The organism is Streptomyces sp. Sge12 (assembly GCF_002080455.1).
In the GTDB taxonomy this organism is placed as follows: Bacteria; Actinomycetota; Actinomycetes; order Streptomycetales; family Streptomycetaceae; genus Streptomyces.
In genome coordinates, this window is sequence record NZ_CP020555.1 from 5,965,276 (window position 1) to 5,975,519 (window position 10,244).

The 10,244-nt window shown below is 73.4% G+C and carries 9 protein-coding genes; 7 read left to right on the forward strand and 2 right to left on the reverse strand.

Annotated features, from left to right (window positions below; translation table 11 throughout):
* The first annotated feature begins 45 nt into the window (after positions 1-45).
* The 6 genes from B6R96_RS26750 to B6R96_RS26775 all read left to right on the forward strand — a co-directional run bounded on the left by B6R96_RS26750 (position 46) and on the right by B6R96_RS26775 (position 6,382).
* Positions 46-1,494, forward strand: coding sequence for a peptidoglycan D,D-transpeptidase FtsI family protein (locus tag B6R96_RS26750; protein ID WP_081523858.1), 1,449 nt, complete (start codon positions 46-48; stop codon positions 1,492-1,494).
* A 63-nt stretch (positions 1,495-1,557) separates the two neighbouring features.
* Entirely contained in the window at positions 1,558-2,058 is a 501-nt protein-coding gene (locus B6R96_RS26755; protein WP_053702755.1) for a GNAT family N-acetyltransferase, read from the forward strand.
* Between the two features lie 68 nt (positions 2,059-2,126).
* Complete coding sequence (locus B6R96_RS26760; protein WP_053702756.1) at positions 2,127-2,834, forward strand: DsbA family oxidoreductase; 708 nt, start codon at positions 2,127-2,129, stop codon at positions 2,832-2,834.
* An 84-nt stretch (positions 2,835-2,918) separates the two neighbouring features.
* A complete protein-coding gene (locus tag B6R96_RS26765; protein WP_053702757.1) occupies positions 2,919-3,980 on the forward strand; it encodes an aminotransferase class V-fold PLP-dependent enzyme in 1,062 nt (353 codons plus the stop codon).
* 108 nt (positions 3,981-4,088) lie between these two features.
* Entirely contained in the window at positions 4,089-5,165 is a 1,077-nt protein-coding gene (locus B6R96_RS26770; RefSeq protein WP_081525275.1) for an amidohydrolase family protein, read from the forward strand.
* Positions 5,166-5,452: 287 nt separating this feature from the next.
* Positions 5,453-6,382, forward strand: a complete 930-nt coding sequence (locus tag B6R96_RS26775) for an SCO1860 family LAETG-anchored protein (RefSeq protein WP_081523859.1) — start codon at positions 5,453-5,455, stop codon at positions 6,380-6,382.
* Positions 6,383-6,626: 244 nt separating this feature from the next.
* On the opposite strand, the gene B6R96_RS26780 is transcribed toward B6R96_RS26775, so the two are convergent.
* Both B6R96_RS26780 and cobC read right to left on the reverse strand, forming a co-directional pair.
* On the reverse strand, positions 6,627-7,862 hold the full coding sequence (locus B6R96_RS26780; RefSeq protein WP_081523860.1) for a CapA family protein: 1,236 nt from the start codon (positions 7,860-7,862) through the stop codon (positions 6,627-6,629).
* Positions 7,863-7,943: 81 nt separating this feature from the next.
* On the reverse strand, positions 7,944-9,398 hold the full coding sequence (cobC, locus tag B6R96_RS26785) for an Rv2231c family pyridoxal phosphate-dependent protein CobC (protein WP_384508727.1): 1,455 nt from the start codon (positions 9,396-9,398) through the stop codon (positions 7,944-7,946).
* Between the two features lie 110 nt (positions 9,399-9,508).
* On the opposite strand from cobC, the gene B6R96_RS26790 reads away from it, so the two are divergent.
* Positions 9,509-10,234: a ZIP family metal transporter gene (locus B6R96_RS26790; RefSeq protein ID WP_053702761.1), complete on the forward strand. Its 726-nt coding sequence runs from the start codon at positions 9,509-9,511 to the stop codon at positions 10,232-10,234.
* The last annotated feature ends 10 nt before the right edge of the window (positions 10,235-10,244 follow it).

The window sequence follows — 10,244 nt, forward strand, 5'->3', positions numbered from 1 at the left end:
GGGCAGAGAGGAACGGCCGGGACCGCTGGGACGTCCTTCTGGGGGATGAACAAGACGATCAGGCGTGCGTCGGTCTTCTGTCTGCTCCTGGTGCTGGCCCTGCTGGTCCGCGTCACCTGGGTGCAGGCATACCAAGGCCGGGCCCTCGCAGACGACAAGCACAACCGCCGCAATCTCATCGGGCAGTACGAGAACCCGCTGGGCAACATCATCGTGGGCGGGGAGGCGGTCACCGGCTCGGTGGCCACGGGCGGAAAGGACTTCGGCTACAAGCGGACGTACGTCGACGGCCCCCTCTACGCGCCCGTCACCGGCTACAGCTCCCAGGCCTACGGCACCACCCAGCTGGAGGGCATCTACAAGAACGTCCTCAACGGTTCCGACAGCCGGCTGAAGACGGTGATGGACACCCTCACCAACAAGCGGGCCGCCCCCGGCAACGTCGTGACCACCATCGACAAGGACGTCCAGAAGGCCGCCTACGACGCGCTCCAGGGCAAGCAGGGCGCGGCCGTCGCCCTGGACCCGAAGACCGGCGAGATCCTGGCCGTGGTCAACAACCCCTCCTTCGACCCGGGCACCATCGCCGGCGCCAACGACCAGAAGGCCTGGGACGAGCTCTCCGCCGACAAGGGCAAGGCCCTGGAGAACGTGGCGCTGCGCAAGCCCCAGGCCCCCGGCTCCACCTTCAAGCTGGTCACCCTCGCCGCGGCGATCGAGAACGGCCTGGTCACCGACATCGACCGGCAGACCGGCATCGCCGACCCGTACACGATCCCCGGCACCCGCACCCAGCTGCCCAGCGAGGCGGGCTCCGCGGCCTGCAACAACGTGTCGGTGCGCACCGCCCTGCGCCTGTCCTGCAACAACGTCTTCGCCGAGCTCGCCTCCAAGCTGGGCCAGGACAAGATGCGGGCGACGGCCGAGAAGCTCGGCTTCAACGTGCAGATCGACACCCCGGTCCGCACCAACCCGTCGAGCAAGTACCCGTCGAAGAAGATGTCGATCGACCAGGTCGCGCAGACCGGCATCGGCCAGTTCGACGTCCAGGCCACCCCGCTCCAGATGGCGATGGTGACGGCCGCCATCGAGAACGGCGGCAGGCTCGTCGCCCCGCACATGGTCTCCGAGGTCACCGACGCGGGCGGCAACGCGCTGGAGAGCTTCAAGGACCCGAAGTCCCAGCAGGTCATGGGCGAGAGGACCGCTTCCATGATCCGCGACGCGATGCGCACGGTCGCCACCGAGGGCGGCGGCAAGCCGGCCCAGGTGTCGGGCGCCGAGGTGGGCGGCAAGACGGGTACCGCCCAGCGCGGTGTCAACAACAGCCTCGCGCCGCTCGCCTGGTTCACCTCGTACGGCAAGCTGAACGGCAAGCAGGTCGCGGTGGCGGTGGTGATCGAGAACTCCGACACCGACCGGTCCGAGATCGGCGGCGGCAAGCTGGCCGCCCCCATCGCCCAGAAGATGATGGAGGCGTGGCTGAAGAAGTAGCCGCGCGGGCCGCAGGGCCGACGCGCCGGGAACCGCCGAGGGCCCCGGCGCGTTTTCATGCCCATGATCAGAACTGCGCGTGCCGCCGACCTCGCCGCGATCGCCGCCCTGCACACCAGGGCCCGCGCCACCTACTACGAGGGCCACATCCCGGTGGAGGCCTACCTGGGCGACGCCGAGATCCAGCGGACCCGCGAGGGCTGGGCGATCGCCGTGGCACGGGACGCCGCCGAGGGCGGAGTGCTCTGCGCCGAGCAGGACGGCGAGCTCACCGGGGTCGCCGCGTACCGCACGCAGGACGGCGAGACCACCCTCACCCAGCTCCACGTCGACCCGGTCCACTGGCGCCGCGGCACCGGCGCGGCGCTGCACGCCGCCTGCCTGGAGCTCTGGCGCCGGGCCGGAATCAGCCGGGTCCGCCTGGAGGTCTACGAACACAACCTGCGCGCCCAGGCGTTCTACGCCACCCAGGGCTGGCTCGCGGACCCCTCGGCCCCCCGCTCGGGCAGCCACCGCACCCTCTGGCTGCAGGTGGACCGGATACCGGCCGCGTCCGGGGAATGAGACGGATGGATGGATGGTTGAACCACAAACCGTTTCATCCCCACCCGAACCCGGAGAGAAGAAGGATCATGCGCGTCGAGATCTGGAGCGACATCGCCTGCCCCTGGTGCTACATCGGAAAGGCCCGTTTCACCAAGGGCCTGGCCGATTTCGCGCACCGTGACGAGGTGGAGGTCGTCTTCCGGTCCTTCGAGCTCGACCCGGGTGGTGCGAAGGGGGTCACCGCTCCCGTCGTGGAGATGCTCGCCAAGAAGTACGGCCGCACGCTCGACGAGGCGCGCGGCATGGAGGAGCACGTCGCCGCCAGCGCCCGCGCCGAGGGGCTCACCTACCGGACCGAGGGCCGCGACCACGGCAACACCTTCGACATCCACCGGCTGCTGCACCTGGCCGCCGCCCGCGGCCGCCAGGAGGAGCTGCTCGACCTCGCCTACCGGGCCAACTTCGCCGAGGAGCGCTCCGTCTTCGACCCCGAGGTGCTGATCGCGCTCGCCGTCGAAGCCGGGCTGGACGAGGCCGAGGCCCGCACCGTCCTCGCCGACGACTCCGCCTACGCCGCCGAGGTCCGTGCCGACGAGCGCGAGGCCGCCGAGCTGGGTGCGAACGCCGTGCCGTTCTTCGTCCTCGACCGCCGCTACGGGATCTCGGGCGGGCAGCCGGCCGAGGTGTTCACCCGAGCCCTGGAGCAGGCGTGGGCCGGGCGCGAGGTCGAGGAACCGGCCGCCGGCGCCGAGGCGTGCGAGCCCGACGGGGCGTGCGCGGTCCCTCAGGCATAACCCCTCAGGCATAAGGGTTTCTTGGGGTGGGCCCAGTGAACTCGGCAATGGACTTTGGGTCGCTCCTGGCGCAGAGTTGAAGGCATGGATCTTCCGCTCGCCGAGGCGACCCGTGCCGAGTTCGCCCACACCACCACCTACCTCAACACCGCCAAGTGCGGGGTCGTCCCGCGTTCCGCCGTGGCGGCCGTACACGAGCTGGCCGAGGCCGCCGGGGCCGGGCTCCCCACCGGCTTCGGCGACTTCGACCGGGTCAACGCCGCCCGGGCGGCCTTCGCCCGCCTGGTCGGGGTGGGCGCCGACCGGGTGTCCGTCGGCTCGGCGGTATCCACCCACGTCGGCCTCGTCGCCGCCTCGCTCCCGTCCGGCGCCGAAGTCCTCTGCCCCGAGGGCGAGTTCTCCTCCCTGATCAACCCCTTCGTGGCGCGCGGCGACCTCAAGATGCGCTTCGCCCCGCTGGAGTCGCTCGCCGAGGCCGTCGGTCCCGACACCGCCCTCGTCCCGGTGAGCGTCGTGCAGTCCGCGGACGGCCGCACCGCCGACCTCGCCGCGGTGCGCGCGGCGACGACCGCCCACGGGGCCCGGATGCTCGTGGACGCCAGCCAGGCGGCCGGCTGGCTCCCCTTCGACGCCTCGCCGTACGAGTACACGGTCGCCGTGGGCTTCAAATGGCTGCTCGGCGTGCGCGGGGCCTCGTACCTGACCGTGTCGCGGGAGGCCCAGCACACGCTGACCCCGCTGCACGCCGGCTGGGTGCCGGCGGTGGCCGACGGGGACGCCACCTACGGGCCGATGTCCGGGCTCGCCCCCGGGGCCTGGCGGTTCGACGAGTCCCCGGCCTTCCTGGCCTACCACGCGTCCGAGCTCTCCCTGGCCCTGCTGGAGCGCATCGGCATCGACGCCGTCCACGCCCACGACACCGCCCTGGCCGCCCGCTACCGGGCCGGACTCGCGCGCCTCGGCCACGAGCCCGTTCCCGGTGACGCGGCCATCGTCTCCGTGCCGGGCCTCGCGGGCCGCCAGCCCGCCCTGGAGGCCGCCGGCATCGCCACCTCCGCCCGTGCGGGCCTCCTGCGGGCCTCGTTCCACCTCTACAACACGGAGGCGGACGTGGACCGGTTGCTGGACGTCCTCTCCGCCTCCTGACGCCGCGGGGCCCGCGCGTACAGTGCCGCCATGAGTGATGTGAGCGATGTGCGCGCGGGCGGCGTGGGGGACGTGGGCGGCGTGGGCGGCGTGGGCGGCGCGAACGACGTGCTGCACGTGAAGGGGCGGGTGCTGGTCGGGCCCGACGAGGTCCGCGACGAGCTCTGGGTGGTCGGCGGCCGGATCTCCTACGAGCGCCCGCGCGGCGCCCGCGAGACCACCACGGTGACCGGCTGGGTCCTGCCCGGGCTGGTCGACGCCCACTGCCACGTGGGCCTGGATTCCCACGGCCCGGTCGACGCCGGGACCGCCGAGCGGCAGGCCCTCACCGACCGCGACGCCGGCACCCTCCTCATCCGGGACGCCGGATCGCCCTCGGACACCCGCTGGATCGACGACCGCGAGGACCTGCCGAAGATCATCCGGGCCGGCCGGCACATCGCCCGCACCCGCCGCTACATCCGCAACTACGCCCATGAGATCGAGCCCGCCGACCTCGTCGAGTACGTCGGCCGGGAGGCGCTGCGCGGCGACGGCTGGGTCAAGCTCGTCGGCGACTGGATCGACCGCGACGCCGGGGACCTCGCGGCCTGCTGGCCGCGCGCCGAGGTCGAGGCGGCCATCGCCGAGGCCCACCGGCTGGGCGCCCGGGTCACGGCGCACTGCTTCGCCGAGGACTCGCTGCGCGACCTGGTCGAGGCGGGCATCGACTGCGTCGAACACGCCACCGGCCTCACCGAGGACACCATCCCGCTGTTCGCGGAGCGCGGGGTCGCGATCGTCCCCACCCTCGTGAACATCGCGACGTTCCCGAAGATGGCGGCGGGCGGCGAGGCGAAGTTCCCCCGCTGGTCGGCCCACATGCGACGGCTCCACGAGCGGCGGTACGACACCGTCCGCGCCGCCCACGACGCGGGCATCCGGGTCTACGTCGGCACCGACGCGGGCGGCTCCCTGCCGCACGGCCTGGTCGCGGCGGAGGTCGCCGAGCTCGTCAAGGCCGGCATCCCGGCGATCGACGCGCTCTCCGCGACGACCTGGGCGGCCCGCGAGTGGCTCGGCAGGCCGGGGCTGATCGAGGGGGCGCCCGCCGACCTCGTCGTCTACGCCGCCGACCCGCGGGCCGACGTACGCCCACTCGCGCAGCCGCTCAGGGTCGTCGTGAACGGCGGGATCCGGGCCTGAGCCGGGCACCCGCGCCCTGCCCTGTTGACGCCGCGTGACATCGGGGCCCGCCGGTCGTTGAAGAGGGCCGCGCGGGCCGGGTGTCCGTGGCAGGGGAGAACTCGCGTTCTTCATGAGGCGCAATGATTCGAATATGCGCCCGGAAACCACCCTTTGGGGTGAAGTAACGTCAGGTTGCCCCTCGTTCACCCACAGTGCGTAAAGATTCCGGGGTCGAGACCGTCGGCGCGCGCGATGTCCCCCATTGGCGGCGTGACGGTACCCAACTCCCCGGGGGTTCCACCACCTTGAACAGCCATACCTTCCGCATGCCCGCGGCCGTCCTGCTCGCCACGGGAGCGGTGGCCCTGCTCACGGCGCCGCCCGCCTTCGCCACGAGAGGCGGTGGAGCCGGGGGCGAGGGGAAGGCCGGAGCCGTCGTCCTGCGCGCCGGACTGGACGTGGGCCTGCTCAACAAGACCGTGCACGTCCCGCTGAAGACGACCCTCAACGAGGTCAGCGCCCCCGCGACGGCCGAGAAGACGGCCCTGACCGTCACCCTGGACGGGGTCGAGGGCAACAAGCCGGTCAGCGTGCTGCGGGCCGACGTGGCCACGTCCAAGGCGACCGCCGACAAGACCCGGGCCGAGGCGGAGGCGAACCTGGCCAAGGCCTCCGTCCACGTACCGGGCCTGCCGCTGCTCTCCCTCATCGAGGTCGAGAAGGTCACCTCCAAGGCCGTCTGCGAGGCCGGCAAGAAGCCGGTGGCCAGCGCGAACGTCCTCGGGAAGGTGACGGCACTCGGCAAGAAGGTCACCCTGACGGCGGGCGGTCCCACCAAGGTCGACGTCCCCGGCGTGGGCCAGGTCCTGCTGGAGCTGTCCGGTACCCGGACCACCTCCACCACGGCCGCCGCGGCCGCGCTCCGCCTGAAGGTGGCGGTGAACCCGCTGAACCTGAACGTGGCGCAGGTCGACGGCGAGATCGTGCTCGCCGAGGCGCACTGCGAGTCCCCGAAGGGCGCGGCCCCGGCGTCGACCCCGCCCGCCGACCAGGACATCAAGCCCCAGGCCGCGACGGGGACCGGCGCCCAGGCGTCCGGTACCACCGCGAACGCCAACCTCGCCGAGACCGGCGGAGGTTCGCTCACTCCCTACGTCGCGGGCGGGGCGCTGACCCTGCTCGCCATCGGCGGGGGCGCGCTCCTGCTCACCCGGCGGGGCAAGGCCGCTTCGTAGGGCGGGCGGGAGCCCCGGGCCGCCGCCCGGCCCGCCCGCCCCGAGGAGCACCCGGAGGGGAGTGCTCAAGGGGGGGCGGGCACGGGCGGGGCGGGCACGGGCGGGTGGTGTTGTGCCCGTCCCGGGAGCAGCCGTCCCGGGAGCAGCCGTCCCGCGGAGCACCGGAGGGGAGTGCTCGGCGGGGGCGGCGTGCACAGTGCTCGGCGGGGGCGGCGGGCCCGGCGTTCGGCAGGGGCGGCGGGGCTCAGCGCGTGGCGTGCTCCAGGCCCTGCCCGCCCGCGCCACGGGACATCACGGCCTCGGTGACCTGCTGGTCGATCCGCGCGTACTCGCTGCGCTTCGCGGCGGGGAGCGAGGTGTCCGAGGCCGCGCAGGAGGCGCAGACGACACGGAACGGCGGCCCCATGTCCGAGTACTGCGTGAGGTATTCGGCCTTCACCACCTCCCAGCGGCCCGGATGCCCCGCCGCCGGGGCGAAGGTGAACCGGGGGACCGAGGACTGGTTGCCGCGCAGCTTGTCGGCCGGTACGAAGCTGGCGACCTGGTCGCCCATGCCGAAGACCACCCAGGTGCCGTTGATCTTCTCGTAGGGCTGCGGTACGTGGTTGTGCGTGCCGATGACCAGGTCGATGTCGGGGAGGCCGTCGGCCGAGCGGGCGGCGGTCAGCGCCTGCGCCAGCTCCTTCTGCTGCTCGTCCGGCGGGGTCTGCCACTCGGTGCCCCAGTGGACGCTGAGCACCACCACGTTCGCGCCCGACGCCCGGGCCGCCCGGGCGTCGGCGATGATCCGGTTCCGGTCGATCAGATTCACGGCCCACGGCTTGTCCTGCGGGAGCGGGATGCCGTTCGTGCCGTACGTGTAGGAGAGCTGGGCGACCTTCGCACCGCCCGCCGAGAGCAGGGCCGGGGCCTTGGCCTCTTCGGCGCTGCGGGCGGAGCCGACGTGCGGGATGCCGACCCGGTCGAGGTGCTCCAGGGTGCGGGCGAGGCCCTCGTAGCCGTCGTCCAGGGTGTGGTTCGAGGCGGTGGAGCAGCTGTCGTACCCGGCGTCCTTGAGGGCGTCCGCCAGTTGGTGCGGAGCCTTGAAGGTGGGATAGCCCGTATAGGGGCCGCCGGGGCGCCCGTACGGTATCTCGTGGTGGCATATCGCCAGGTCGGCGGCGGAGACCAGGGGTTTGACCCCTGCGAGTATCTTCCGGAAGTCGTGCTCCCCGGCCCGGTCCGCGTCGGCCGCCGACCGCTGGATGATCGAGGGGTACGGGATGATGTCACCCGTCGCCACCAGCGTGAACGGCCCGTGCCCCGGTCCGGTGGGGGCGGGGGACGTGGCGCTCGGCTCCGGTACGGCCCCGCCCTGCAGCCGCTGCTCCGGAGCCGTCGCCCTGCCGCCGTCGCCGAGGAGCCGCGGCGCGGCGAGGACTCCGCCGCCGATCACCGCCAGCCCCGCCAGGCCGGCCCCTATTCGCCCCGCCACCTTCATGGACCGCCCCCGTCATCGGCTGTCCCGCCATCGTAGGCGCGGCCCGCGCTCCCGGCCCGGCGACCCGGCCACCCGCCCGGTTCAGCGCGAGGCGAGCGTCAGGGCGTGGTCCAGGGCCTGGAGCAGCCGGCCCGTCGTCGCACGGTCGCGCACCGCCAGCCGCAGCCAGGAGTGGTCCAGCCCCGGGAAGGTGTCCCCGCGCCGGACGGCGAAACCGAGGGCGCGCAGCCGGGTACGGACCTCGGCCCCGCCCGCCACCCGGATCAGGACGAACGGCCCCTCGGCCACCCCGACGGCCGTCACCTCGTCGAACTCCGCGAGCCCGGCCAGCAGGTGTGCCCGGTCCACGCCGATCCGCCGGGCCGCCTCCTCGGCCTCGGCCAGCGCCTCCGGAGCCATACAGGCCTCGGCCGCCACCAGCGCGGGCGTCGACACCGGCCACAGCGGCTGTGCGGCCGCCAGCTTCGCGATCACCTCGGGCTCGGCCAGTACGTAGCCGATCCGCAGCCCCGCCAGCCCCCAGGTCTTCGTCAGGCTCCGCAGCACCACCAGCCCCGGCAGGTCCATCCGTCCCGCCAGGGCCTCGCGTTCGCCCGGGACGGCGTCCATGAACGCCTCGTCCACGACCAGGATCCGGCCCGGCCGGGCCAGCGCCGCCAGTGTCCCCGCCGGGTGCAGCACGGACGTCGGGTTGGTCGGATTGCCGATCACCACCAGGTCCGCGTCCTCGGGCACGTCCGCCGGATCCAGCCGGAAGCCGTCCGCCGCCCGCAGCACCACCCGCTCCACGCGGTGCCCCGCGTCCCGCAGGGCGGCTTCCGGCTCGGTGAACTGCGGATGCACCACGACCGGCCGTACGGCTCCCAGGGCCCGCGCGATCAGTACGAAGGCCTCCGCGGCCCCGGCCGTCAGCAGCACCCGCTCGACCGGCAGCCCGTGCCGGGCCGCCACCGCCGCGCGGGCGGCCCGCCCGTCGGGGTACGCGGCGAGATCCCCGAGGGAGTCGGCGATCCGCTGCTTGAGCCAGTCCGGGGGCGTGTGCGCACGTACGTTGACCGCCAGGTCCACCAGCGCGGAGCCCGCGTCGATCACCTCGGCGTCCCCGTGGTGGCGCAGGTCGTGCGCGTGCGCCGTGGCCACCGCGCAGGTCGCCGCCATCGACCGCCGCTTGGGCACGAGGAGTTCCCCGCCGCCCGCGAGGGCCGCGGCCTCGGCCACCGAGGGAGTCCCGGCGGCGGTGTGCACGGCCTCCGAGGGGTGCGGCACGGTGACGGCGGCCAGCCGTTCGGGCGGGTAGCCCACCAGAGGGACGCCGAAACGTTCCGCCGCACCCGCGATCCCGGGCTCGTCCGCCTTCGACTCCACCGTGGCCAGCGACTTCACCGCCTCCACGGTCAGCCCGGCCCCCCGCAGCGTCTCCTCGACCAGGGCGCAGACCTCCGCGACGGAAACCCCCGCGCGTCCGCCGACCCCGACCACCACCTGCGTCGTGTACTCGCCCACCGGGGGTCCTCCCTCCGTAGTCATCGTCACCATCACCGCCACCGGAACATCACCTGCCCCGGTCGGTCCGTCGTCAACAGTCCGCCGCCCGCCACTCGCGCGCGGACGTGCACGCGCGGCGAGGAATCTGTATTCAGGGGCACATGGCCGTGATCGTGGCGTTGGGTGCGTTCCTGATGACCCTGGCGGGCGGATGGGCGGCGCAGCGCGTCACCGACCGCCGCCACCTCGTGCTGGGCCTGGCCGGCGGGCTGATGCTCGGCGTCGTGGGCCTCGACCTGCTCCCGGAGGCCCTCCACGCCGCGGGCGACGAGGTGTTCGGCGTACCGCTCGCCCTGCTGCTGTTCGTCGGGGGCTTCCTCGTCGCGCACGTCGTGGAACGGCTGCTCGCCGTCCGCCAGGCCGCACACGGGGCCGAGGACGGCGCCCGCGTCCCCCAGGTGGGACTGACCGCGGCCGCGGCCATGGTCGGCCACAGCCTCGCCGACGGCGTGGCCCTGGGCGCGGCCTTCCAGGTCGGCGGGGGCATGGGGGTGGCCGTGGCGCTGGCCGTCATCACCCACGACTTCGCCGACGGGTTCAACACGTACACGCTCACCAGTCTCTACGGCAACGACCGCCGCAAGGCCCTGCTGATGCTCTTCGCGGACGCCGTCGCGCCGGTCGTGGGCGCGGCGTCCACCTTGCTGTTCACCCTTCCGGAGGAACCGCTCGGCGCGTACCTCGGGTTCTTCGGAGGGGTGCTGCTCTACCTCGCGTCCGCCGAGATCCTGCCCGAGGCCCACCACAAGCACCCCGCCCTGTCCACGCTGATGTGCACGGTGGGCGGGGTGGCCGGGATCTGGCTGGTGGTGGGCATCGCGGACTGAGTGCCGGCCG